Genomic DNA, 24,202 nt, shown 5'->3' on the forward strand with positions numbered 1-24,202 from the left:
CGCTGGAAACACCAAAATCGGTTGTTTGAAAGCCCGCCAACGGCGGGCTTTCAAACAACCGATTTTGATAATGAGAAATGCTGGGATTGCTATAGCTCAAAAAACATCAGGTCAGTAGCTCAAAAATATTTATACGTCTAGTTTTTAAGAGTAATTTAACTTTCTCTGATAATCAACAAAATCGAGTAAAATATTTTGTGTTACTTAAAGCCTATAAGCAATCTTTTTCTATCTAAAAGTGCTGATAAATACCCACAATACTTGCTTACTACTAATCGGTTTTCAGAATGATTATTTCTCACCGAATGGGATTTTGCACGGTGTAGTTGAAGAATCTTCTAAAGTTACGAATGTATTATCTAATACACTTCATCTCCTAAATTGCTTAGAGCAAACTTCAGTTTTGATCGTAGAAACCCCAATCTTCTTTACCCCTGGGTACAAAGAAATAGTTGACCCGATTGGCATTCTCCAAACGATTAAAGAAGTAGGAGCTTTCCAAGAAGGGACTGAAGGCTCGCAAACCATCGATGAACTGAGTCAATTTCAAAATCGGATTTTGCGTATTTCTGGGAAACGAGGTTTTAACGCCTTTGTCAACACGAATCTGAACGAAGTACTGCAACAACATGCGATCACAAATATCATTTTGGCGGGAACCGTTACCTCTGTTTGCATTGATTCCACTGGGCGTTCCGCGCATGAACAAGGCTATCAGGTTACTATTCTCTCCGATTGCACCTCAGCAAGGACTGTGTTTGAGCAATCATTCTATTGCGAAAACATATTTCCTCTCTATGCTAATGTCATCACTCACACTGAGCTTTTAAGCCAGCTTGAACTTAGCTTATGAATCCTGATGAAATTACAGATGAACTTAATGTACAGATTCAGTATCGCTTGATGGAGAAACTCTCAGAATCAGAGCTACGTTATCGTGAGTTAGTTGAAAGCTTAAGAGAGATTATTTTTAAGTGTGATCCATCAGGGTGTTTCACCTTCCTCAACGGAGCTTGGACGAAGACCTTGGGGTATAGCATTGCTGAATCTCTATCTCGACCACTTTTCAGCTTTCTTGCTCCAGACGATCTTGTCCAAGGACAGCAATTGCTAGAGCAATTTCAAAAGCAGCAGGCAGTGATTTGTCAGGAACTGCGATTTCAACATCAGACGGGGGAAATTGTTTGGCTTGAATTGTCAGCTTATTTTAGTAATCAGAATGAGCTTGGGGGCTCTTTAATCAATATCACTGACCGTAGGCAGGCAGAAACTACTTTAAACGAAATCAAAGAAGCTCTAGAAACACGGGTGGCACAGCGGACAGCAGAACTCAACCAAGCTTTGCAAGATTTACATCGGACGCAGACCCAAATGGTGCAGACTGAAAAAATGTCTAGCTTGGGGCAGTTGGTGGCTGGTGTTGCTCATGAAATCAATAACCCAGTCAACTTCATTCACGGCAATCTGGCCTACGCAAATCAATACATCGCTACTTTGCTCAAGGCGATCGCTTTGTACCAGCAGCATAGTATTGGGCTTAATGATTCAGTACTCGCAGAGTTAGAAACATTAGATTTAGATTTTTTGGCGGAGGATCTAACCAAATTATTAGCATCCATGAAGGTTGGTTCAGATCGTATTCGCCAAATTGTTTTGTCACTGCGTAATTTTTCTCGATTGGATGAAGCTGAATTTAAAGCAGTCGATATCCATGAAGGTATTGACAGCACATTAATGATTTTGCAGCATCGCATCAAAGATCAAAATAATAATTCGGGAATCCAAGTGGTTAAGCATTATGGCAAGCTACCGATGGTAGAGTGTTACGCTGGACAACTGAATCAGGTATTTATGAATTTGTTGACCAATGCGATCGATGCCCTCGAAGAGATACCCTACCCGAAAAAAAATCATGAAGGTAATCTTCAATCGGCGGATTGGCGACCAACTATCGCCATTGGTACTGAATTAAAGCCTAGTGACGAGTTCCTTGACGTTGATTCGGTTGAGATTCGGATTAAGGACAATGGTATGGGTATGCCTCAAGATGTAATAAATCGTATCTTTGAGCCGTTTTTTACCACAAAACCTATTGGGAAAGGGACAGGTATGGGATTGTCGATCAGTTACCAAGTTGTGTCTGAACGCCACGGGGGGATTTTACAGTGCATATCACAGCAGGGGAATGGCACTGAATTTTTAATTCGGATTCCGATGATTCAGGAAGAAATTCCGACATAGTTCTATACCAAAAAAAAATATATAAACTAATTAGGGACTTGTGGCTTAATAAAGTACCAAATATAAAACCAGAATCGGTGGGGTGGCGAAGCCACCCCACCGATTCTGGAAAATCTGGATTGGTATTTTATTTTCTCGCAAGTCCCTTAGCTTGATCTACACATTACTTAGTATATTTTGCCAATAGGCTCACATGACTCATAAATAACATCTGAACGCATCGCATACTTTATTCCTCGCCGCACGGGACAACCTTCATGACGTATTTTATGTTGGAAGATAGCGACCATGCCACGTTTAGGGATTATCGTTTGTTCAATTTGCTCTTGAAATCGTGTTTCCCCACCTTCAAAGTCATCATTGAAATATACGAGAACGGTATGCAAAGTAATTTGATTCACTTTCGGACGATACCAATGATCCATATGTGGCTCAAAGCGCTGTCCCATGAGGTAGCGATACATTCTAAGCCGTTCATTGAGACCGACTAACTTAAGCGTATTAATTTGCTTTGGTAGATGAAGGTACAGACGACGAAATAATTCCTCAGCAATTTTGGTGTCGTCCTTAATAACGCGGTCTTGATCTCGATAGAGTGGATTATTAGTAGCAACCGTGGGAGACGAACTTTCAATAAACTCTATAAAGCGATCGCATTCTTCCTTTGTATAAACATCATCTACTAACCAGAGTAAAGGTTCGTTCTCAAAGCGCATGGGGATTTGCAATGGCATACAAGTCTACAGGTTAGATAATTTTGGCTGAAATACTAATGAATTCTCTCGGTTTAATTGTAATTTTGGGAGCAACGGCGACTGGCAAGACTAGTCTGGCGATCGCCCTTGCGAAATATCTAAATGCACCAATTTTGAGTGCTGATTCGCGACAAGTTTATCGCCATTTTGATATTGGTACGGCGAAACCGACGATGGAAGAACGTCAAGGTGTTCCCCATTACTTGATTGATATTATTGAGCCTGATCAAACTTTGACTCTTGCTGATTATCAAGACAAAACACAAACTTTAATTGCCAAGTTTCATGCTGAAGGAGTCACGCCTATTTTAGTCGGCGGCTCAGGTTTGTATATTAAGGCAATTACAGCAGGGCTAAAAATTCCTAGAGTAGCTCCACAGCCTGAACTGCGATCGCAATTTGAGGAATTAGGACAAAATTATTGCTATCAGGTTCTCCAACAAGTCGATCCTATGGGGGCTACCAAAATTCATGCCAACGATCAAATCAGAACTTTGCGATCTCTAGAGGTTTTTTATGTAACGGGGCAACCCTTATCAGTACAACAAGGCGAGCAGCCGCCTGATTATCCGATTGTACAAATCGGTTTGGATTGTGAGGATCTCGATGTTTATCGTAAGTTAGTTAGCGATCGCACCGAGCAAATGTTAGAGAATGGCTGGCTTGATGAGATTCGTGATTTACAGAACCATTTTGGTGCAGATTTACCACTTTTAAAAACTTTGGGCTATGGCGAAATGTCAGATTATTTAGCTGATAAAACAGATCTGGAAACTGCCAAGTTACTCACGGTTACTCATACCTGCCAATTTGCCAAGCGTCAGCGCACATGGTTTCGCGGTTCAGGTAATGGTGATTTACCAATACATTGGTTGCGATCGGGTAGTAGTTGGGAACAGGCGATCACACTCCTATAAAAAGCCTTGCTACGCAGGGCTTTTTATAGTTATAGTCAAAATATAAGAGTCGGCGCTTTGCGCCGACTCTTATATTTTGAGGATTTATGAATAGCAATGGATATATTATTTGATCTTGTCCATAATCGAGAAGATTGGTAAGTACATACCGACAATAATCGAACCAACCATGCCACCCAATACAACGATCATTAATGGTTCCATCAAACTTGTCAGCGCTTTTACCGCTTCTTCAACTTCATTTTCATAAAAGTCAGCCACCTTCATGAGCATCTTATCAATTTCACCAGTTTCTTCCCCGATACTGACCATTTGCAAAGCCATGACAGGAAATACTTCAGTTTTTTCCATAGCAGGAGCAATTTGACCACCTTCTCTTACCGCATTTCGTGCCGATTCGATCGCATTAGAAATCACCAGATTACCAGCTGTCTCACCAGTAATTTCGAGCGAAGCCAAAATTGGCACACCTGCACGCGAGAGTGAACCAAAAGTACGCGCAAATCGAGCCACCGCAGTCTTGACGACAAGATCTCCAAACAAAGGCAACTTCAAGAAAACGCCATCAAGGTAGAGTTGTCCAGCAGGAGTTGAGTAGACGCGCTTATAGACAAATACAAGTGCAAAAGCTGTAGCTGGAAGAATAAATATCTTCTCACTCTTTAAAAAGTTGCTGATATTCACCAATATTTGGGTAAATGCTGGCAATTCACCACCTAAGCTCTTGAATACACCATCAAACACGGGAATGATGAAAATACACATCGCTAAGAAGATGATCACAGCGATCGATGAAACTACTATCGGGTAAGTCATCGCTGATTTGATCTGGTTAGTCAAGCGGGCAGAATCTTCTAGTAATGTCGCTAGACGAGCTAAAACATCATCTAATACACCACCCGTTTCCCCTGCCTGAACCATTGCGCAATACAACTTATCAAATACTTTTGGGTGTTTACGCAACGCATCGGAAAAGTTAGTACCTTGCTGAACATCGTCAAGAACTTCGGTGAGGGCGATTTTAAGTCTTGGATTAGCGCATTGATCACACATTACGCCTAAACCTCGCACCATCGATACACCAGCATTAACCAAGGTTGCCAATTGTCTTGAGAACAAAGCTAAATCCTTGACAGTCACCTTTTTCATCGTGAAGGCTGCAAAGTCAAAACCGCCCTTTACCTCTTTAACATCTTGAACATAAAAGCCTTTTTGCTTCCAAGTATCACGAGCTTCTTTAAGAGATACCGCAACCATGGTTTGCTGGACTGCCTTACCTTTGGAGTCTTTGAGATTAGCCTGAAACTTCGCCATTATTGCACCTCTTTAATAAGAATTATGGATAAAAAACTATCTTGCTAGCCACTAATTGATCGCGACTTGATCATGTCTGGCGATCGCAAATCTCCAGTTGCTTTTCTCTTCATCACAGGAGCAGGGTTGGGACCAACCACGCGCAACAACTCTTCAGGGCGCGAAGTCTTAGACATCGCCGCTTCAAAGGTAATATCACCATCCATATATAACTTTGCTAAAACCGACTCAAGGGTTTGCATCGATTCTTTACCACCCGTTTGGATAAAGCCATACATCTGTGCAGTTTTACCTTCACGAATCAGGTTGGAAATCGCAGGTGTAACCACCATAATTTCCTGAGCCATTACTCGCCCAAATTGCCCAGGTTGAGGATTATGTCTTTGCACAAGGGTTTGGCTTAATACCGCGACAAGAGAGTTAGAGAGTTGCACTCGAATTTGACCTTGCTGCTCTGGTGGAAATACATCTACCATGCGATCAACAGTCTGAGAAGCAGAACTCGTGTGCAATGTCCCAAATACTAAGTGTCCTGTTTCGGCGGCAGATACTGCAAGCTGAATTGTTTCTAAATCTCGCATTTCACCTACGAGAATTACATCTGGATCTTCACGCAGAGCCGCTTTTAACGCATTAGCAAATGTTTTGGTGTCTTCTCCAACTTGACGCTGGTGAATCACACTCTTTACAGACTCATAAACAAATTCAATCGGATCTTCAACAGTGAGAATATGCTCAGCACGGGTTTTGTTGATCGTTTGAATCATTGCCGCCAACGTAGTGGTCTTTCCTGAACCCGTTGGGCCGGTAACTAGCACTAACCCACGAGGCTTTTCACTAAGTTCGCGCACAATTGGCGGTAAGTTTAGATCATCCATATCGGGGATTTTGGAAGAAAGCGCCCGTAGGCAAGCAGCATAGGTTCCCCGATCTTTGTAGACATTGACCCGAAATCTGGCTAGTCCCTTAACGCCATAGGAGCAGTCTAGCTCCCAGTTTTGTTCTAGCGCTTTGCGCTGATTGTTGTTGAGCATCGCAAAAATCAAGCGCTGACATTCCTCAGGAGTAAGCGGATCGCGATCGGTGCGGGTGAGGTGACCGTTGATACGAATATAAGGGGGTAGCCCTGCGGAGATGTGAAGGTCAGAACCTTTACGTTCTACGACCTCTTCCATCAAGTCTTCAATGATGTAGTCCATTACCATAGCGGGCTATTCTCCTGATCTAATCCTAGTAAATTCATGATTCCCTATGTAGCTGATAAAAACTACGTTTTGCACAAACTTTAAAAAATGCTCTAGTAAAGTTACCAGTATTTGAGCCTTGCACTTTGCACAAGGCTCAAATACTAATCTAGAAAGTTCTAGCCGTTGTGCAATAAGGGCATTCAATTGTTTCGGGTGTGAGCATAGCATCACAGTTGTCGCATTCCAGTCCTTTGCCTCGTCGGGCACGTTCTTCAGCTTCTCGCCCCTTGTCGGTATAGACGACTCGTAGAACTTCATCCAGTGTAGTTGCACCATTTCTGACAAGATCAAAGGCATACGCCATGAGGGTTTTCATACCTTCTTGGACGGCAATCTCTTTGATGACTTCAGTGGTTGCGCCTTTGTTGATGGCACTTTGCAAGCGTTCGGTCATTTTCATGATCTCGTACACACCTGCTCGACCTTTATAGCCAGAACCGCTACATTTTGGGCAGACTCGTTGGTTGGGAAGCATTGCTTCGCGGTTGACGACGTTAGAACGGTAGAAGGTTTTTTCTAAATCGCTACTAGGCAGTCCAAAGCGATCGAGTTCTTCTTGGCTAGGGTTATAGGGAATACGGCAGTTATCACAGACGCGGCGAAGTAGACGTTGAGCAAGTACACCAATAATCGCAGTACTTGCCATAAATGGTTCTACGCCCATTTCTTCGAGACGGGCAATACTGCTAGGTGCGTCGTTAGTGTGCAATGTGGTGAGAACTAAGTGACCTGTTAATGCAGCCTCGATCGCAGTTTTAGCAGTTTCAGCATCTCGTGTTTCTCCAACAAGGATTACGTCTGGATCTTGACGTAAGAAAGCTCGGAGAATACTGGCAAAGGTCATGCCCTTTTCCCGTAGCACTTGGCATTGGGTCAAACCAGGTAAGTTATATTCGACAGGATCTTCGGCTGTACTGATGTTGATACCAGGATCATTACATTCAGCAAGAGTCGAGTATAGGGTGGTGGTTTTGCCTGATCCTGTAGGCCCTGTAACCAAAATTAGTCCATAGGGGCGTTTGGCAAAGCTTTGCATCAGTTCTAAGCTTTCGGGATCGCTGATCAGTTTATTAAGCCCAAGTTGAGTGTTGGAGTTATCGAGAATTCGCAAAACTACTTTTTCACCGTTTTGGGTGGGGCAAGTATTCACGCGGAAATCTACACGCCGACCTTGGAAGTTGCGTTTCAGTTTTCCATCTTGAGGAACGCGCTTTTCAGCAATATTCAGGTTGGAAATAATCTTAAAGCGCGAGATTACAGCATTGACAATGTTACGGGGTAAGCGCTTGCCTTCACTCAGGAAGAAGTATTCGCGCAGTACGCCATCTTTACGAAGACGGATGCAAAGGTCTTTTTCTTGTGGCTCAATGTGAATGTCCGAACATCCTTCTTTGAGAGCTTTAACGAGAATTTTATCGACGAGACTGATGATCGGAGCGGAATTTTCGCCGCCCACCATCAGTTCATCGCCTTCATCTGCTCCAGTTATATCTTCGCCAAAGACATCATCTTTAACTTGGAGATCTTCATCACTGATTGCGCCTTCAGCTTTGGCGCTTTTGTTGACTTGAAATTGGACAATATTGTCAAAGGTGCGATGAAAATCTTCGCGAGAAATAACGCGCCTGACAATTGTGATGTTTTTGAGCAGGCGAGCGATCTCATTTTGTACCTTGTAGCTATCGGGGGAAACTAAGGCGAGCGTAATGCTGTTTTCGGTCTTAACTAGAGGTAGAATCTCGCAGTCTCGACAACTGGAAATTGGGATGATGTTGGAGTCGAGTAAGGCGCTGAGGGTGGAAATATCAAACTTGTCAATTTCAACATCGGGATCAATTGGCTCGATACCATAAAGAACACGCAGTTCAAAAAGTTGTTGGCGTTTGTAATAGCGGGTAATGTCGGGAGCGAGTTGCTGCCCCAGAATTTGCTCTAGGACACTAATAAATGGAACATTTTGTTCTTGGCTATCCTTGACAGCGCGGTCGAACTGGTCTGTGGTGGCGTGTCCTGCTTGAATCAGTCTGCTCTCGAAGGGAGTGCGACCTCCCCGTTTGGCAAGAGCTTTGGTTCTATTTTTTAAGCCTGAGGCGGTGGTTGGCGCTTGATCTGATGTATTCATAGCCCAAGAGTTCCTAAGATTTCATTACCCGAGTGAGATTAGATCTTTACGATCGCAAAGCAATATTCTAAGAGCGATCGCAAAACAATATAAGGCGATCATAGCTGTTTACATAACTATATTGGGCAAAAATAGCACAAGTGTTTCATAGTTTTACAAAATTAAGCTAAAGATTTGTGCAGTACAAAAAAATAAAAATGGGATATAGCGCGTTGCACCACATCTCATTCTTTTGTTATTTCTTGAGGGCTTGCCAACGGATTTTGGGGTTTTGGACAAGGAGTTGGGAGATTGCGATCGCCCCTTTTTTATTTAAGTGGCTAGGGTCAGAAAACAGATCGGCTTGATTTAGAACCGCTTGAGACAGGTCAAGATAAGTAAAACCTTCTCGTAAGGCTAGCTCTTGCATTCTGCCATTAAAAATAGCTTCAAAGCGGCTACGAATTTGATCGAGGTAAGTCTCATGCAAAGGCATATTCACGACTAAAAGATCAATATTATTGCGGCGACAAAAGTCAACTACATTTGCAAAAGCCTCGAACTGTGAGCCATTGGGCTCAAAGTTCCGATAATCAAGATCGTAGTCTCCTGGGACTTGAGGGAATTTTTGGAAATAGGTGTTGGGATCGAATGTGACATCAAACGCAACAAAGCCTTTGGGGTCAAGAGCGGTGACGGTACTCGGCATAGTCGCAGCCAGAAGTGCTTCACTGTTGCTGAGCATATGTGTATTGCGATCAAATTTCTTAACTAGCGAAGTCCGAATTTCTTGCCGTCTAGAAAAAGTAGCAAACAGAAGATCAAAGGATTGCGCGATTGGATTTGGTGATTTGGTAGATATCTCTGGAATAGTTATAGGATTCGGGCTAACACTGCTATTTCTAATAGCTTCCTGCAATTGTTTGTAGCCGTCGGATGCAGTGATTTCGTCATAGGTAAGGTCGCTGCGACTGCTATTAAAAGCTCTTAATCCATCCGCCCAAATAATCATGCGCGGTAGTTGAGGACGGGATAGGATTTGGGTAACTTGCAGATTTACAACCTTAGCAGTTGCACCATCAATACCAAGATTAAAGACACTGATGTCTTTGTAGCCTTTGTTGCTCAGTGCTTTTTCTAATGTTTTTGGTTCGATGCCGCGTAAGGCTCTTGAACTACCAACAATCAAAACTTCGGGCGATCGCTGTTTATTTGTAATCTGCCAATCAAGAAGGGCAAGTTTTTCATTGAATAAAGCGATATTAAAATTGAGGGCTGGTTTATTGGTAAGGCCCTTTTCGGGAGAATTATCTAGCTGGTTAGCTGGCAAATTGATTTTGGAATCAGCAATTACAAATTTGGTAGGTTGATTGGGCTGATCATAATTAATGAGAGTGCGATCAATAGCGATCGTTGCCCCAACACCGATCGCTAAACTTGCTATACAAGCAGGTAAAGAGAGCATTTTCGGCGCGGTTTGCCCCAGCCATTTTAATCCAAAGATCGCATGACCAACTACAAGTAGTTTCGCTCCAGCAAATCCATCTAATTTCTGCCAAGAATTAGGCTCTTCATCTTCGCTGATAAATTCAATGCTGTGATCTTGTACATTTTCTGCGGCAAGTAGTTCTTCCTCAATGGGGTTCTGGATACCGATCGCTAACAAATCAATTTCAAAAGACCAGCTGGGCTTTTTCTCCCCAATGACACGACTAGATACCGTTACCGATTGAAAATATTCCGATGCACTCACGGTTCGTAAAGTATTTAACATTGGTAAAACCATCTCTGCTTGCAAGATTGTGGTGCGGTTCTCGCACAGCAAATTGAGACAATTGTTTTGTAAGAGCAACTTCAGCTTGGCTTGAGCAAGTTTAGGTGCTAGTTGAGGATCTTGACGGAAGCTGGTGAGTAGCGCGGCGATAATTTCGGCAGCAACAAGTGCAGATGGGGCGATCGGTAAATCCAGTCCCAACGCCCATGCATTTCCATGCAATTTAAGACGGTGGATTCCTTCGGCGTATAAAACTGAACTATCGAGATCCTGTGTGCTTGGTGCGATCGCCTCTAATAGTTTTGTTGCACAGGTTACTTCCCGATCTTGACTATAAAGATATAAGCAGTCGCCTTTCTGTTTAGTATGTGAAAGTTTTATCCCTGCCAATTCTTCAGGCAAAATGCTGGTTACTGAGTCTCGCGTCAAAGCTAGATTCGAGGATGCAAGATTATTAGTAGAAACATTAATTTGATTACTAGTCAAATTTGAGGATTGGTTTGCATCTGCATCTGAATTTGCATCTAGACGTGAATCTAGATTTGCATCTACTGTTATTGGATTTGCATCTAAGGATGTTGTTTCCATTGTCTGTTTGCAGAGTTGGGCAGGATAAAAAATTTGCTACAAGGTTAGCATGGCGACTTCACAAGCAGACATAAAAGTTATTCATCCAAATGCTCAGAAACAGAGCGATAAAGTTCTAAAACATGGTGATCGAGGAGTTGGTAATAGACTTTGCGCTGACTTTTGCGATAACTGACTAGACGCATGGTGCGTAAAACTCTCAATTGATGGGATACCGCTGATTCACTCATGCCCACTACTGCTGCAAGATCGTGAACGCATAGTTCCTGTTTTGACAAAACCGAGAGAATCCGCAGGCGATTGGGATCGCTCAACATTCCGAAAAATTCCGCCATATTCTGCGCTTTCTCAGTTGGCAAAATCGCATTAATCAAATCTTGTAACGCGGTTGGCTCGATCTCATGAAGATCGCAAGTCGGCAAGTTGTCAAGAGAAACCGAAGAGGAATTTAGCATTGTTACATTTTACAAAAAAGCGATCGCTTTTCCACATAGTATTTGACATATGAACGTATATTCATATATGCTAATCTCAATTGTATAGGATTAAATATATGACAACTCTCACAGAAACCAAATGTGCTTGCCCAAAATGTAGTTGTATGGTCTCCCTAGACACAGCAATCATGGCAAATGATAAGCCTTATTGCAGCAGAGCTTGTGCCGATGGGCATCCTGAAGGATCTGCTGGCTGTAAAAAATCTGGCTGTGGTTGTGGCTAACTACGTCTGTCGCCAAGCGTATTAGTAAATAAAACCCAAGAAGAGAATGGCGGCGCGAAGCGCCGCCATTCTCTTCTTGGGTTTTATTTTGTCGGTGTTCGCGACAAAAAGAAGTAGGTGGGCATAGTCTGCCTGCTTCTTTTTAGCTTTTGGTTAGGGTATAGTACAAATCATTAGCTTCACCAAAATTCAAGATGCTGAATTTAAACGAAATTATGTCGCTTGCTCGCCCGATCGCTTGGGGTGCGGGGGATATTCTGATGAAGTACTATCAAGAGCCTCAAGACTTAGAAATTAGGTTTAAGGGTGGCGAAGAAGGAAATGTTACTTCCGCAGATTTAGCCGCTAATGATTTTATCTTGAGCCAGTTAAAGCAAGTATTTGGGACTGAAGACTTTGCCTATCTCAGTGAAGAAACTGAAGATAGTATCGATCGCCTTGGACATGAATGGGTATGGATTATCGATCCAATGGACGGCACGAGTGACTTTATTCGTCGGACTAATGAGTTTGCGGTGCATATTGGCTTGACCTATCGCCAACGTCCTGTACTAGGGCTAGTGGCAACACCTGCCCAAGATCGCCTCTTTCAGGGGATATTAGGCAATGGCGCATATATTGAGACTAGAGATGGATTGCAGAATCGAATCCAAGTCTCTGACAAGGTTGAGCTAGATAAAATGGTGGTAGTGGCTAGTCGTAGCCATCGCAATTATCAACTCGAAAGTATTCTCCAACAATTACCCAAGGCTGCTGAAATAGCGGTTGGTAGTATTGGTGGTAAATTTGCAGCGATCGCATCGGGTAATGCTGATGTCTATATCTCGGTGTCAGGCAAATCTGCGCCCAAGGATTGGGACTATTGCGCTCCTGAAATCATTTTGACTGAGGCAGGCGGTCAGCTTACTCATTCAGATTTGTCATTGCTGTCCTATAACAATCTCGAATTGCGTCAATGGGGAACGATTGTGGCAAGTAACGGTCATTGTCATAATGAAATTTGTCAGATTAGCCAAGATGCGATCGCGACTATCAAAAAGTAAGTAACCTTAAAATCTAGAAGCGTGGGTCGCCCGCTAGGCGGGCGACCCACGCTTCTAGATTTGGTTTTTAATTATGCTGAGCTACTTAAATTATGAAACTACAAGCAATTTTAATCGGAGTCGTGGTTGTTGTTGGTGTAATGGCAGTCAGCAATCCTAGTAAAGAGCGTTACATTGATTACGCAACCGAGCAGTTTTCTGAAACAGGTAAAACCTCAATTTGTGCGGGTGATATGCCGATCGCGGCTCAGCAATCATGCAAATTTGTGATATCTCAGGGCAAAGGTGTGATCAAGTCAGTGGTTGAAAACTCGACCAAGCAGCAAAATTTTGTCATATTCAGTCTTTACGAAACTGATATGCCCAATAAAAAATACACCACGATCGCAGCTTTTGGTAACTTCATTATGTTCAAATGAATAACCCCGCCGCAAGCGGACGGGGTATCAAATTCTTTTTTACTAGAATTTACTCACACCGCAGAGCGGTGGGGTATTTACCCTCTTAGTTCAAATAAAAAAGGCGGTGCTAAGCACCGCCTTTTTTATAGATTTTGCGGATCGAATTACGCCAATGTTTTCTAGACTGAGCGCGAAAGCTTATCTCGCATCAGTTTAGGTTAGGCAAACCATATTATTAAAAATGATTACAAAGTAGATTAGGTTTATCCTGTTATAAGCAGTTGTCTAACAAGATCAGTTCTACGTTTTAATAATGAACCAAAATATTCTTGTCCGCAATAATGTCAAAGTATTTGGGCATGGCAAGCAACCAATCCTGTTTGCACATGGGTTTGGCTGCGACCAAAATATGTGGCGATTTATCACACCCACTTTTGAAAATGACTACCAGATTGTTCTATTTGATTATGTTGGGTCAGGAAAATCAGATTTAAGTGCTTACGATGGCGATCGCTACAGCAGTCTGAATGGTTATGCTCAAGACATCCTCGAAATCTGCAAAGCATTATCGTTAGTAGACACGATTTTTGTTGGACATTCTGTTAGCAGCATGATTGGGATCTTAGCCTCTATTCAATCCCCCGAATTATTCAAACACTTGATCTTTGTTAGTCCTTCCCCTTGTTATATCAATGATATCGATTATGTTGGAGGCTTTGAACGACAAGACATAGAAAATCTGCTTGATATTATGGAAAAAAATTACATCGGTTGGGCAAGTTTTCTCGCGCCGATGATCATGAAAAATGAAGACCGACCTGAGCTAAGTCATGAACTCGAGGAAAGTTTCTGTTCGACAGATCCGACCATCGCTACTCAATTTGCTAAAGTCACTTTTTATTCTGATAACCGTAGTGATTTACCTAAAGTGACAACACCATCATTGATTCTGCAATGTATTGAAGATGCGATCGCCCCTGTTGAAGTCGGATATTACTTAAATAAGCACCTGTTTAGCAGTACGCTAAAACTGATGCAAGCTACAGGACATTGCCCGCATATGAGTCACCCACAGGAAACTAGCAATCTGATGCAAGAATATCTAACTTCCGCTGGCATTCACTAAACCAAATATTTTCGCAAATGTATCAGCCAGACGAAATACTTAATATTGCACCCTGTGGATTTCTTTCGTTTACTGACGATGGCATGATCGTCATGGTTAACGCGACGCTCCTCAAGTTATACCAAAACACAAAGTGGCGCAGCCATTTTGTGTTTTTAAAACCCCTACAGGGTTTGGTTTTTAATTCACAGAAGTGTTGTTACACTTTTGTGAATTGGTATTATTAGGACAAGAGAAGGATGACTTATGTGGACAAAAAATCGATTCAGTTTTGCTTCCAGTCGCATCTTCTATCAAACTCATTTTTTTCTCTCTTAAAAATACATGGAAAAGCGGAAGGAATTTACATCTCATTAAAATCCAAACAGGGAGCTGAAGATCGGGTAATGGTATCGGATGATGTAGTTGTCAATCCTCTTTTAAAATCGGTAATTCCTCTTTGTCATCAAATTGGTTTAAAGTCTATGTTGGCGATTCGTACTTCCTATCAAGTCAATCCAAATGGAGCGATTGGACTGCAAATTTCTTGTGGTTCGTTTGATCGGAAATTGCTATATATAAAAAAGGCGGTGCTGAGCACCGCCTTTTTTATGGGTTTTGCTGATCGAACTTTTCTAATGTTTTCCAGACTGATTGCAAGAGCTTATCTAGTCCTTTCTTAGAAGCAGCTGAAATTGCCAGAATCGGTAGATCAAACTGTGCGGCTACCTCCTCAACATCTTCAGGTAACATCGCATCAATTTTATTTAGAGCTAGAATCTGGGGTTTGTCTGCCAATCCATGACCATAGGCAGCTAGCTCTTCTTGAATTGTGTGATACGCCGCTAGGGGATCATCTTGAGTGACATCGATTAGATGAATTAAGAGCTTAGTACGTTCAACATGTCGTAAAAAGTCATGACCTAAACCAATGCCATCGGATGCGCCTTCGATTAGCCCAGGAATATCCGCGAAGACAATACCATCGCCTGAGGGCTTAGAAACTACACCTAGATTTGGGACGAGCGTGGTGAAAGGATAATCGGCAATCTTAGGACGGGCAGCAGATACGACTGAGATCAATGTTGACTTGCCAGCATTTGGCAACCCTATGATCCCGACTTCCGCAATTAACTTTAGTTCTAAATAAAGATTAAGTTCTTCTCCTGGTAATCCTGGTAAAGCGTAGTCAGGGGCGCGATTTTGATTACTCAAGAAATATTTATTGCCTAAGCCTCCTTTGCCGCCTTTCGCTACAAACAAAGTTTGGTCAACCTCAGTAAGATCGCCCAAAACTTCGCCTGTTTCTTCATTCATCACCACCGTACCGATGGGGACTTTGATTACGCGATCGCTCCCTTTTTTACCCGTCATATTGCTGGGGCCACCACGCTCACCATTCTCAGCTTTAAAAATATTCTCGAAGCGAAAATCTAGCAGGGTTTGGAGATCGGTTGTCGCTTGCAAAATAACGGAACCACCATTACCGCCATTGCCACCCGCAGGCCCACCCGCAGGCACATATTTCTCGCGGCGAAATGCAACTAGCCCATCGCCACCATCTCCAGATTTCACATGTATCGTAACTCGATCTATAAAATGCATTGCTAACTCAATTTCTTTCTCTGTTTAACTGAGATAACGCACTTATTATTTGGGACATTATCTCTGTTATTTCTAACTCTATTATGCAGTGCCGAAGCATTGTAAATTCAGTAAACCTTAACCAATGTCTGAAATATAGCGACTATAGCGATCGCTTGCTTGATTAGGATAAACAAGAAAGGCGGCGTGAAGCGCCGCCTTTCTTGTTTGGGTTTTGCATATTATTCTTCCTTGCGGCAGCTATTTACAAGAACACAAGGATGATCTGGATCGCCGCTTTCAATTTGTAAAGTTGTATGTTGAATGCCAAAGCGATTATGCAAATCTTGGCTAACTTGCTCCAGAAATCGATCATCATAATATCCCGAAGGAATAACTAAATGAGCCGTTAAAGCAGTGTCTACTGTACTCATATTCCAAATATGTAAATCGTGAATTTGAGTCACACCTGGACATTCAGATAGATAAGTACGTACTACTCGCTCGTCAATATCGTTGGGAACGCCATCGATCGCCAAATTAAATGAATCTTTCAACAACTCCCAAGTACTAAAAATAATTAAAGCGCTAATCACAAGACTGAATGCAGGGTCAAGCCAATACCATTTGGTAAAAATAATCGCAATCCCAGATAAAACCACGCCTAAAGATACCAAGGCATCTGCTGCCATGTGCAGAAAAACAGCACGGATATTCATATCACCCTTACGACCTGATAAAAACATCAAAGCAGTTCCCGTATTAATCGCAATGCCGATCGCTGCAACGATAATAATCACTACGCCTTCAACCATACTATCTGGTTGCAATAATCGCTGAATGGCTTCCCAGATAATGCCACCCGTTACAACCAACAAAAAGATCGCATTTAGGAAAGTGGCTAAAATTGATGACTTGCGCCACCCATAGGTATAGCGGCTAGAGGGTTGACGGCGAGACAAAAAAATAGCTACCCATGAAATGATTAGCCCTAAAACATCACTCAGATTATGTCCTGCATCAGCAATCAGTGATACTGAATGCGCCAATAGACCAAAGACAAATTCAGCAATTACGAATCCTCCATTTAGCGATAATCCGACAATAAATGCACGGTTATAGTTTGTATGATGATGTCCATCATGGGAATGTCCGTGATGCTGATGAGGGGGATGTTTGTGCTGATGTGGCATTATTTATGCACTCTTAAGGCGTGCTGATATTACTTAGAGCAATCTTTAAGAGTTTATCAGAGGCAACTAGAGCGACTATATTTTTGATTTTTGCTCACTCTTTGGTAATGTTGCCGACGCGCACCCAGCCTTCTTCTTTTGTGCTTTCATTTCTAACAAACACCCATTCGCGATCGGGTGTTTCTTTAATTACAGCAACTTTTGTATTAAAGTCAGCACCACCAACGTTCCGAGCAGACTGATTGGGATCGGCACGAAATACTAGACCAATACTTGCATTGACTTTACCTTGATACTTTACATCATTAGGTTTTGGTTTAGCTTTGACCGTGGGCTGAGGAATTGGCTTCACTTTAATCTCTGCGATCGGCGATTTTGGGGCAGGCGCAGCTTTGAGATCATTAGGGAATGCAGGTTTTTGAGGAGTCTTTCTATAGGGCAAAATGACATAGTACCAGCCTGTCAACACAATTGCCCCAATTAATCCTAGGCTAAAAGCTAAACTTGTAGTCGATTTTGCGGTTTCTGAAAATCTCATTCGGTCATACCTATCACTATCAAATCACTTACAAAATAGGCTAGTGATTTTATAAACTTACATGCCACGCTTCGCATTTTAGAAAAGCCCAGTATATTGCTTGAAGTCTGCTTTGCAACCTTTTTAAACAATATATTTGGAATTTTTCAATAGCTAAATACGGTAGTAAGTAAATGCACATAATTAATTACACATCCAAACCCGTAAAGTTGCGCCCCGCAGGGGCGCAACTTTACGGGTTTAGGTAATTTATTTTGCATAAGTACTTACTATTTATAAAATCTCAATCTAACCAAAATGGATGATTGGTTGAATAGGTTACCTTAAGTTCTCCAAATTTAACAGGGGTTTTTCAATCTAAAAAATAAAGGGAGCGCTTTGCGTTCCCTTTATTTTTTAGATTATCATTTCTGAGTCGATCGCACCGTCACTACTGACCCATACAATTTTGGGAATACCACGCGATCGCGCATGTTCGCGGACGGCATCCTCACCTCGAAATTCCAGCTCTAGCTCGATCGCTTCAACATCTGGATCTTGTCGTAACAAAGCAGCATGGGCAAAGGCAGCTTGCATTGCGTCGGTAGTTTTGGCGACCACTAGGCAGCTAGACATAGCGAGAGTTTGTGGCAATCGCGATTGTAAAGCTTGCTGCAAATCTTCGAGGTTGAGACAAAAGCCAATACTGGGATAGCTGACATTTTGAGGATGGTAGACACCAAGCAAGCGATCATAACGTCCGCCTTGAGCGACGACATAATTATTACAAGCAACTTCAAACACGATGCCTGTGTAATAGTCAAAGGTTTGCATAAAGCTGAGATCGAGAATCAGGCGATCGCCTGAAGTGAGTCCCGTACTTTCCCAGAGATCGATTAAGGACTTGAGGTAATTAATTTCGCCCGTCAGTCCCGATGTCCATGCACTATTCGATAAGCGGCTCAGGACATCTTTTGGCTTGCCGCGCAGATCAATTAGTTCCAAGGCATAGCCTTTCACATCGTCTGGCAAGTCCATCTCCGTCAGGGTAATGCGATCGAGGCTAGCTAAACATTGCCTCACTTTGGCTCGATATTGCTCTGGCAATAGATCTAATAATGCACCTGTCAGTCTGGCATCACCAAGAATAATTTGCCAATCTTGTAGTTCTAAGCGATCAAGGCTCTCGGCTAGGAGCATCAAGATTTCGCCGTCAGCTAGCAAACCTGACGCGCCCAATAATTCTACGCCTGCTTGAAAGGACTCTTCTGAGGTGTTATTGGCTCTGCGGCGAAATACATTGGCGTTGTAATAGAGTCGTTGTGGACAGGTTGCCAGATTTTGTCCCAAACGGGCAGCATAGGCACGGGCGATCGAGGCGGTAAATTCGGGGCGTAGTCCTAAAATTTCGATGCTACTGCTATGCAGTTGGATCACAGATTCTGGGTTAACGGCTCCGCCTGCGGTGAGCGATCGCAGATGTTCGACGGTGGGGGTAATGATGCGTTGATAGCCCCATGATTGAAAAACTTGTTGAATACGGCTCTCGATCCAACGCTTTTGAGCAACGTCTAGGGGAAGTAAGTCTTTTGCGCCAGTCGGCAGTTGATGCACCATACAGTTCTCTCAGTCTTCGTCTTTTATCGTACCGTGAATCATTGCCGACGAACCCTATTTTATAGAGTTGCAGTGCTTCGCGCCTCAACTCTATAAAATAGGGTTCGTTAAACTTTTTGATCAGCCCTTTATGTAAAGTAGCGCGAAGTACGAACTTCCATTTATATTTTTTTAGAATTTTCTGGGAAAAGCCCATTGGATTATATGGGATAGCCAACTGTTCTTTTGGGATTGAGCTATAGGTTTCTTTATATTTGGGAGACTTGATTTGCGATCGCTTTTACTATTGTTTTTATTGCCAATGCTTTGGTGGGAACTTGGACTTTCTAATTCCAGAAGATGTTTTAGTGCTATGGCTTCTTGAGGATTAATTTGAAGCGATCGCTTGAAGCTCGCTTTTGCAATTTGTGGTTGATTGATATTTTTGTAAACCACACCTAACAGAGCAAAACAGTAACTATTATCATTATCAATTGTCAAGATCTCTTGCAAATCTTGGAGCGCTGCTGTCCAATTACTCTCTGATATGTAGATTTCACAGGTTTTTATTCGTCTGTTAATCATTTGTGTATCATCGCCCTGAACTCTAACCTGAATTAAGGTTTCATCAGAGATAGCTTGTGAATTTATAGCATGTTGATCGTTTGCATATTGAAGATTGTATGTGTAGCTGGGCTTTGAAGGGGGAGGAAGAGGAACGTTTGATGCATAGGATTTCTTGGGCTTCAACATTGGTGCAAGCACTGGCGGCATATTGACTGCCCCATGTCGATAACCCTCTTTATAAAGGATGTAAACCAGATTTAGCTCACTGATATCCGCCGTATGCTCCAGAATTTGGGTAAGCGATTCATATTGTACTTTGGCAATTTCGGTAACTAAGCGCTCGTAAACATCATCACTAGGAGACATCACCAACTCACAGGCAATCTCCGAATGAATCTGGATATTACGAGATCTCTGCATTAAGCGTTTGGCAAGAAGCTTAAATATTCCTTGATAGGCTGTGCGATCCTGATCTCTCATCAGACCGTTATACGCAGGGTTAACCAGCTTTGCTAGATATTGCGTTGCAATTTCTTTTTCTTCAGCCGAAAAGCCATATATATCGGGATGCAAGATGCGGGCAATCCGTAAATATACATTACGAATGTATTTAGGGTTGCTAATGATTGGTAGGCCCAAGGCAGCGTAATAGTCGTGATTGTACTGACTAATACCCCGATCAAAGCGGATAAAATGGAGTTTTGACACCTTGGGCTGATTCATTTTTGCTCGCTTTGCCCATGGCTAGATGATGGTTGCGATCTGATGTATCTAATGATTAAGTACCTCAGCATAATTAAAATCTGTATCCAAGACCTATGCCGCACTTTGCCCATGCAGTATAGGTCTTGGGATTTTATATTTAATTGCGTCAACCTACTTTACACCAATACCTAAAGTCAAAAAAGAGCTATTTATCCTAATCTTACCGCGCCTTTCACTGAAGCCTAAACTATGTAACATCAGTTAAAAGTTTTGCATTTTGCCAGCAATTTCAACAAAAATACTATGGGTTTAAGCCGTGCTACTTTACTGAAACTCTACGATTTATAGCAATATGGACAAAACGTAAAGCCCAAAAGAGATTTGAGGTACAACCGATGCAAATCTCTTTTGCATATCTCTTTTGGGCTTTATGTCTTAACTAGAGCACCTGTAGCTAATAGCATAGTGGTAATTGCAATTTGCAGATATAAAAGCCGAAATCGTATCTATTCGGCAATTTCCCCATGCGCCACTTAATCTTTAATGGATACTTTTTATGACATACTTCAAGATATTTATCTAGCAAATATTTAAAGTGTTAGCAAAATCTCAAAGAACACTGATTAACTTTGACAAGAATAGCTAGCAATTTTAATTGTGAAACCAATTTTTAGGCTTTCATTACCGAGTAGTGCTACCCATTGCCTTAGGCGCTGAAAACCTCAAAACTTGATTTGATAATGAGAATAGCAACTTTAATCGTTCTTACTATTGGTCACCGTTTATCATCATTGGTAATGGTTTATAAACTTTCTTATTCGCCTACATAAATAGCTTGTCATATGTCCATAACTAGCGACACCTCTCCGATCACCGCCCTAACGATCCAGATTAGCGCTGTGGGTATTTGGCTGGGTCTAGTATTTCTAGCTTCAGAGATCTTGCGCCGACTCAAGCAAGATCCAGAACTAGTTCGCAAAGTTGTGCATATTGGTACTGGTAATGTCTTGGTGATCGCGTGGTGGTTACATATCCCGACATGGCTATGTGTTACCGCAGGCGTGACATTCAGTGCGATCGCCTTAGCATCTCACTATACAAATATTTTGCCAATGATCCATGATGTGGGGCGCAAAACCTACGGCGTGTTTTACTATGCGCTTAGCATCACGATTTTAGTAGTGCTTTTATGGGATAGCCATCCGCAATATGCAGTCATCGGGGTAATGGTTATGTCTTGGGGCGACGGCATGGCGGCGCTAATCGGCAAACGCTTTGGCAAACACACCTTTGTTCATCTTGGTAATAAGCGCAGTCTTGAAGGCTCATTTGCCATGTTTGTTACGAGCTTTATTGTGATGATCGGTATTTTTGGGCTTACGCACGGGATTCATACTCGTGACATTGGAGTTGCGATGCCTGTCGCTGCGATCGCAGCTTTACTCGAAGCCTATTCCCCAGGTGGAACCGATAACATTTATGTGCCATTGTCTAGCGCTGCTTTAAGTTATTTCCTGCAATCAATTTTGTGAAACCTTTGCCAAGATGGTTTTCCAAGCCAATAGTCATTCATTTCGTCAAATAGTCAAATGAAATTAATGATACTCCCTTGCCACCAAAAGAATAGGGCTTATTAAGTGAATAAAAGTACTAGCCAATAAGAAGAATCAAGAGTGCTTTTGAGTACAAGAGGTGACGATATTTTTCAGCCTATCTGATACGGACTTACTTTTCTGCATCTCTGTGCTCATTTTTGTAAACTCTCCGTATGTATAGTTTTTTTGGATTTCTATAATTGCACATGAGCAAATATTTTCGGCAATTTTAATATCTATCTTTGCTTTGGCACTACTAATACAACCTTCTGTAAATTCTTTAACTTCTCTCTCAGGATAAACATGACTAGATTCTTGTTTTAGGTTTGAGCTTAAACGACCAGCAAAACTCAGAAGAAACAAAATTAAACTGGATATGATTACCCATCGACTAAAGATAGCTTTACGATAAGGAATAACTCTTCCTTTAATCAAGTAGTAAATAGTCCCAATAATCAGCATCAGGATCAGCGGAGTTATTAAGGTTCCAACTAGGTAACCAATTTGGTAAGCGGTCATATTTCCCCTTAACTAAAAAAATATAGCGAAGTCTTTTGTTTTAAGACTTCGCTATAACCATTAGAAAAAATTAATCTTCTGCATATCTTACCAACGCAGCAAATTGAACTGCTCCATATCCACGGTATCGCGACTGCGATAGATCGACAACACGATCGCAAGACCAACAGCGGCTTCGGCAGCAGCGATCGAAATTACAAAGATCGTAAATACTTGACCACGAATACTTGCCGAATCTAAGAAGTTAGAAAATGCCATTAGATTAAGGTTTACGGCATTTAGCATTAATTCTACTGACATTAATACACGTACAGCATTACGACTGGTAATTAAGCCATAGATGCCAATACAAAAGAGTGCAGCGGCAATAATCAAAAAAGGTTCTAAAGACATATCTGTTTACTATTTATTTCAATTACTAATAAAGTTTGATTACTCTATTCGCCAATAATCAAGCTTTATTTAGAAGCAACAAGTTGCTCTTTGGGCTTTTCTAATAACTCAAGTGAATCTTCCTCAACTTGACCAACAGTCACAGCATCAGGCACTAGCTCACGACGGGCAAGCACGATCGCACCAATTAGGGCAACTAAAAGTAAAACCGATGCTAGTTCAAAGGGCAGTAAGTAATCACTAAAGAAATGCTGACCGATCACCACCATTGTCGAAGGTAGTTTGGCGATCATCGGACTAACAGCCCAATTCGTTGAAGTTACAGTGACTCCTAACAATGCAAACAAGCCTAGGCAAACAACACCCGTAACTAGACTGCGTAAAGCCCCATATTTGACTTCTTGATAGTCTTGGCGCTTATTCACTAACATGATCGCAAACAGAATCAAAATATTGACTGCACCGACATAGATTAAAACCTGAGCCGCCGCCACAAAATCAGCATTTAGCAACAGATACAAACCCGCCACACTAATAAAACAGGCTCCAAGTAGAAAGGCAGCATAGACGATATTTTGCAAAAGTACCACACCCATCGCCGAAGAAATTAGCATTGCTGTTAAGACAACTAGGGATACGGTTTGCGAACCATCGCCCAAACCAATATTGTTCATCATAAATTTTCCTTACTTATCTGTTATTTATTCTCAGAAGTGGCTTCGGCAATTTCTTCGGGGCGCAAGCCAGCACGTCTAGCAGTGTGAGGTACTTCATGCCCTTCGATGACACCCTTTGGCAAATAGGCAAGCTCACGGATCGGCTTAACAAAAGGATCTTCAGTAACTTTGGTGGGCATCCGTCCGAGGGCAACGCTATCAAAGTTCAATTCATGGCGATCGAATGTAGACAGATCGTATTCTTCGGTCATTGACAAGGCATTAGTGGGGCAGTATTCCACACAGTTACCACAAAAGATACATACTCCAAAGTCAATACTGTAACTCTTGAGTTCCTTTTTCTTCATTTCTGTGTTGAATGTCCAGTCAACTACAGGCAAGTTAATCGGACATACGCGCACACATACTTCGCAGGAAATACACTTATCAAACTCAAAGTGAATGCGTCCACGAAAGCGCTCTGAAGGAATTAGCTTTTCGTAGGGATATTGCACAGTAATCGGACGACGACGCATATGGTCAAATGTTACCGACATGCCTTGCCCGATATACTTGGCAGCTTGGATCGCGTCTTTGGTGTATTCACCAACTTTATTGAGGAATTTCAGCATGATGGTAATTGATAATTAGGTTTATCTTAGATAAAGTG

Annotated in this window: 23 protein-coding genes; 8 read left to right on the plus strand and 15 right to left on the minus strand. The window is 42.1% G+C overall.

Annotated elements, in window-relative coordinates; translation table 11 throughout:
* The first annotated feature begins 244 nt into the window (after positions 1-244).
* On the plus strand, positions 245-853 hold the full coding sequence (locus CQ839_RS20320; RefSeq protein WP_103670150.1) for a cysteine hydrolase: 609 nt from the start codon (positions 245-247) through the stop codon (positions 851-853).
* A complete protein-coding gene (locus CQ839_RS20325) occupies positions 850-2,241 on the plus strand; it encodes an ATP-binding protein (RefSeq protein ID WP_103670118.1) in 1,392 nt (463 codons plus the stop codon). The genes CQ839_RS20320 and CQ839_RS20325 overlap by 4 nt, the downstream gene beginning before the upstream one ends.
* Before the next feature lie 167 nt (positions 2,242-2,408).
* On the opposite strand, the gene CQ839_RS20330 is transcribed toward CQ839_RS20325, so the two are convergent.
* Complete coding sequence (locus CQ839_RS20330) at positions 2,409-2,975, minus strand: 2OG-Fe(II) oxygenase (protein WP_103670119.1); 567 nt, start codon at positions 2,973-2,975, stop codon at positions 2,409-2,411.
* A 38-nt stretch (positions 2,976-3,013) separates the two neighbouring features.
* On the opposite strand from CQ839_RS20330, the gene miaA reads away from it, so the two are divergent.
* Positions 3,014-3,913, plus strand: a complete 900-nt coding sequence (gene miaA, locus CQ839_RS20335) for a tRNA (adenosine(37)-N6)-dimethylallyltransferase MiaA (protein ID WP_103670120.1) — start codon at positions 3,014-3,016, stop codon at positions 3,911-3,913.
* A gap of 105 nt (positions 3,914-4,018) precedes the next feature.
* Here miaA and CQ839_RS20340 read toward each other — a convergent pair whose 3' ends face one another.
* The 5 genes from CQ839_RS20340 to CQ839_RS20360 all read right to left on the minus strand — a co-directional run bounded on the left by CQ839_RS20340 (position 4,019) and on the right by CQ839_RS20360 (position 11,392).
* A complete protein-coding gene (locus tag CQ839_RS20340; RefSeq protein WP_103670121.1) occupies positions 4,019-5,227 on the minus strand; it encodes a type II secretion system F family protein in 1,209 nt (402 codons plus the stop codon).
* Between the two features lie 44 nt (positions 5,228-5,271).
* A complete protein-coding gene (locus tag CQ839_RS20345) occupies positions 5,272-6,426 on the minus strand; it encodes a type IV pilus twitching motility protein PilT (RefSeq protein ID WP_103670122.1) in 1,155 nt (384 codons plus the stop codon).
* Positions 6,427-6,580: 154 nt separating this feature from the next.
* Positions 6,581-8,596 carry a GspE/PulE family protein gene (locus CQ839_RS20350; RefSeq protein ID WP_103670123.1) on the minus strand — a complete coding sequence of 672 codons (2,016 nt, stop codon included), beginning with the start codon at positions 8,594-8,596 and terminating at the stop codon, positions 6,581-6,583.
* A 235-nt stretch (positions 8,597-8,831) separates the two neighbouring features.
* Positions 8,832-10,937, minus strand: coding sequence for a D-alanyl-lipoteichoic acid biosynthesis protein DltD (locus CQ839_RS20355; RefSeq protein ID WP_103670124.1), 2,106 nt, complete (start codon positions 10,935-10,937; stop codon positions 8,832-8,834).
* Between the two features lie 77 nt (positions 10,938-11,014).
* Positions 11,015-11,392, minus strand: coding sequence for a metalloregulator ArsR/SmtB family transcription factor (locus tag CQ839_RS20360; RefSeq protein ID WP_103670125.1), 378 nt, complete (start codon positions 11,390-11,392; stop codon positions 11,015-11,017).
* A 98-nt stretch (positions 11,393-11,490) separates the two neighbouring features.
* Here CQ839_RS20360 and CQ839_RS20365 point away from each other — a divergent pair, with 98 nt between their 5' ends.
* The 4 genes from CQ839_RS20365 (at position 11,491) to CQ839_RS20380 (ending at position 14,228) form a co-directional block, all read left to right on the plus strand.
* Positions 11,491-11,658: a metallothionein gene (locus CQ839_RS20365; protein WP_103670126.1), complete on the plus strand. Its 168-nt coding sequence runs from the start codon at positions 11,491-11,493 to the stop codon at positions 11,656-11,658.
* Between the two features lie 215 nt (positions 11,659-11,873).
* Positions 11,874-12,701 (plus strand): 3'(2'),5'-bisphosphate nucleotidase CysQ, encoded by an 828-nt coding sequence (locus CQ839_RS20370; protein WP_258040811.1) that lies wholly within the window; start codon positions 11,874-11,876, stop codon positions 12,699-12,701.
* A gap of 92 nt (positions 12,702-12,793) precedes the next feature.
* A complete protein-coding gene (locus CQ839_RS20375; RefSeq protein ID WP_103670128.1) occupies positions 12,794-13,120 on the plus strand; it encodes a DUF4359 domain-containing protein in 327 nt (108 codons plus the stop codon).
* Between the two features lie 295 nt (positions 13,121-13,415).
* Entirely contained in the window at positions 13,416-14,228 is an 813-nt protein-coding gene (locus tag CQ839_RS20380; RefSeq protein ID WP_103670129.1) for an alpha/beta fold hydrolase, read from the plus strand.
* A 588-nt stretch (positions 14,229-14,816) separates the two neighbouring features.
* Here CQ839_RS20380 and obgE read toward each other — a convergent pair.
* From obgE to CQ839_RS20415, 5 genes are all read right to left on the minus strand, one after another.
* The gene (gene obgE / locus CQ839_RS20395) at positions 14,817-15,812 is read right to left on the minus strand and encodes a GTPase ObgE (protein WP_103670132.1); all 996 of its coding nucleotides are present in this window, start codon (positions 15,810-15,812) and stop codon (positions 14,817-14,819) included.
* A gap of 221 nt (positions 15,813-16,033) precedes the next feature.
* Entirely contained in the window at positions 16,034-16,984 is a 951-nt protein-coding gene (locus CQ839_RS20400) for a cation diffusion facilitator family transporter (RefSeq protein WP_103670133.1), read from the minus strand.
* A gap of 94 nt (positions 16,985-17,078) precedes the next feature.
* Positions 17,079-17,522: an SH3 domain-containing protein gene (locus tag CQ839_RS20405; RefSeq protein WP_103670134.1), complete on the minus strand. Its 444-nt coding sequence runs from the start codon at positions 17,520-17,522 to the stop codon at positions 17,079-17,081.
* Positions 17,523-17,918: 396 nt separating this feature from the next.
* On the minus strand, positions 17,919-19,118 hold the full coding sequence (locus tag CQ839_RS20410; protein ID WP_103670135.1) for an ATP phosphoribosyltransferase regulatory subunit: 1,200 nt from the start codon (positions 19,116-19,118) through the stop codon (positions 17,919-17,921).
* A gap of 171 nt (positions 19,119-19,289) precedes the next feature.
* Positions 19,290-20,387 carry a molecular chaperone DnaJ gene (locus CQ839_RS20415; RefSeq protein ID WP_103670136.1) on the minus strand — a complete coding sequence of 366 codons (1,098 nt, stop codon included), beginning with the start codon at positions 20,385-20,387 and terminating at the stop codon, positions 19,290-19,292.
* Positions 20,388-21,211: 824 nt separating this feature from the next.
* Here CQ839_RS20415 and CQ839_RS20420 point away from each other — a divergent pair.
* The gene (locus tag CQ839_RS20420) at positions 21,212-21,901 is read left to right on the plus strand and encodes a diacylglycerol/polyprenol kinase family protein (protein WP_103670137.1); all 690 of its coding nucleotides are present in this window, start codon (positions 21,212-21,214) and stop codon (positions 21,899-21,901) included.
* Positions 21,902-22,036: 135 nt separating this feature from the next.
* Here the strand turns inward: CQ839_RS20420 and CQ839_RS20425 are convergent, their stop codons facing one another.
* The 4 genes from CQ839_RS20425 to ndhI all read right to left on the minus strand — a co-directional run bounded on the left by CQ839_RS20425 (position 22,037) and on the right by ndhI (position 24,161).
* A complete protein-coding gene (locus CQ839_RS20425) occupies positions 22,037-22,483 on the minus strand; it encodes a hypothetical protein (protein WP_103670138.1) in 447 nt (148 codons plus the stop codon).
* A gap of 87 nt (positions 22,484-22,570) precedes the next feature.
* On the minus strand, positions 22,571-22,876 hold the full coding sequence (nuoK, locus tag CQ839_RS20430; protein WP_009627748.1) for an NADH-quinone oxidoreductase subunit NuoK: 306 nt from the start codon (positions 22,874-22,876) through the stop codon (positions 22,571-22,573).
* A 65-nt stretch (positions 22,877-22,941) separates the two neighbouring features.
* Positions 22,942-23,550 (minus strand): NADH-quinone oxidoreductase subunit J, encoded by a 609-nt coding sequence (locus CQ839_RS20435; protein WP_103670139.1) that lies wholly within the window; start codon positions 23,548-23,550, stop codon positions 22,942-22,944.
* A 23-nt stretch (positions 23,551-23,573) separates the two neighbouring features.
* Positions 23,574-24,161 (minus strand): NAD(P)H-quinone oxidoreductase subunit I, encoded by a 588-nt coding sequence (gene ndhI / locus CQ839_RS20440; protein ID WP_181016271.1) that lies wholly within the window; start codon positions 24,159-24,161, stop codon positions 23,574-23,576.
* Positions 24,162-24,202 lie beyond the last annotated feature (41 nt).

The organism is Pseudanabaena sp. BC1403 (assembly GCF_002914585.1).
Classification (GTDB): Bacteria; Cyanobacteriota; Cyanobacteriia; order Pseudanabaenales; family Pseudanabaenaceae; genus Pseudanabaena.

What these genes read in the sequence shown, in the direction of transcription:
- CQ839_RS20355 (WP_103670124.1), bottom strand. Translation starts at nt 10,937, where the DNA reads ATGGAAACAACATCCTTAGATGCAAATCCAATAACAGTAGATGCAAAT.
- CQ839_RS20415 (WP_103670136.1), bottom strand. Translation starts at nt 20,387, where the DNA reads ATGAATCAGCCCAAGGTGTCAAAACTCCATTTTATCCGCTTTGATCGG.
- CQ839_RS20420 (WP_103670137.1), top strand. Translation starts at nt 21,212, where the DNA reads ATGTCCATAACTAGCGACACCTCTCCGATCACCGCCCTAACGATCCAG.
- nuoK (WP_009627748.1), bottom strand. Translation starts at nt 22,876, where the DNA reads ATGTCTTTAGAACCTTTTTTGATTATTGCCGCTGCACTCTTTTGTATT.
- CQ839_RS20425 (WP_103670138.1), bottom strand. Translation starts at nt 22,483, where the DNA reads ATGACCGCTTACCAAATTGGTTACCTAGTTGGAACCTTAATAACTCCG.
- obgE (WP_103670132.1), bottom strand. Translation starts at nt 15,812, where the DNA reads ATGCATTTTATAGATCGAGTTACGATACATGTGAAATCTGGAGATGGT.
- CQ839_RS20330 (WP_103670119.1), bottom strand. Translation starts at nt 2,975, where the DNA reads ATGCCATTGCAAATCCCCATGCGCTTTGAGAACGAACCTTTACTCTGG.
- CQ839_RS20350 (WP_103670123.1), bottom strand. Translation starts at nt 8,596, where the DNA reads ATGAATACATCAGATCAAGCGCCAACCACCGCCTCAGGCTTAAAAAAT.
- CQ839_RS20325 (WP_103670118.1), top strand. Translation starts at nt 850, where the DNA reads ATGAATCCTGATGAAATTACAGATGAACTTAATGTACAGATTCAGTAT.
- CQ839_RS20365 (WP_103670126.1), top strand. Translation starts at nt 11,491, where the DNA reads ATGACAACTCTCACAGAAACCAAATGTGCTTGCCCAAAATGTAGTTGT.
- miaA (WP_103670120.1), top strand. Translation starts at nt 3,014, where the DNA reads ATGAATTCTCTCGGTTTAATTGTAATTTTGGGAGCAACGGCGACTGGC.
- CQ839_RS20380 (WP_103670129.1), top strand. Translation starts at nt 13,416, where the DNA reads ATGAACCAAAATATTCTTGTCCGCAATAATGTCAAAGTATTTGGGCAT.
- CQ839_RS20405 (WP_103670134.1), bottom strand. Translation starts at nt 17,522, where the DNA reads ATGAGATTTTCAGAAACCGCAAAATCGACTACAAGTTTAGCTTTTAGC.
- CQ839_RS20410 (WP_103670135.1), bottom strand. Translation starts at nt 19,118, where the DNA reads ATGGTGCATCAACTGCCGACTGGCGCAAAAGACTTACTTCCCCTAGAC.
- CQ839_RS20345 (WP_103670122.1), bottom strand. Translation starts at nt 6,426, where the DNA reads ATGGACTACATCATTGAAGACTTGATGGAAGAGGTCGTAGAACGTAAA.
- CQ839_RS20375 (WP_103670128.1), top strand. Translation starts at nt 12,794, where the DNA reads ATGAAACTACAAGCAATTTTAATCGGAGTCGTGGTTGTTGTTGGTGTA.
- CQ839_RS20400 (WP_103670133.1), bottom strand. Translation starts at nt 16,984, where the DNA reads ATGCCACATCAGCACAAACATCCCCCTCATCAGCATCACGGACATTCC.
- CQ839_RS20360 (WP_103670125.1), bottom strand. Translation starts at nt 11,392, where the DNA reads ATGCTAAATTCCTCTTCGGTTTCTCTTGACAACTTGCCGACTTGCGAT.
- CQ839_RS20435 (WP_103670139.1), bottom strand. Translation starts at nt 23,550, where the DNA reads ATGAACAATATTGGTTTGGGCGATGGTTCGCAAACCGTATCCCTAGTT.
- CQ839_RS20340 (WP_103670121.1), bottom strand. Translation starts at nt 5,227, where the DNA reads ATGGCGAAGTTTCAGGCTAATCTCAAAGACTCCAAAGGTAAGGCAGTC.
- CQ839_RS20370 (WP_258040811.1), top strand. Translation starts at nt 11,874, where the DNA reads ATGTCGCTTGCTCGCCCGATCGCTTGGGGTGCGGGGGATATTCTGATG.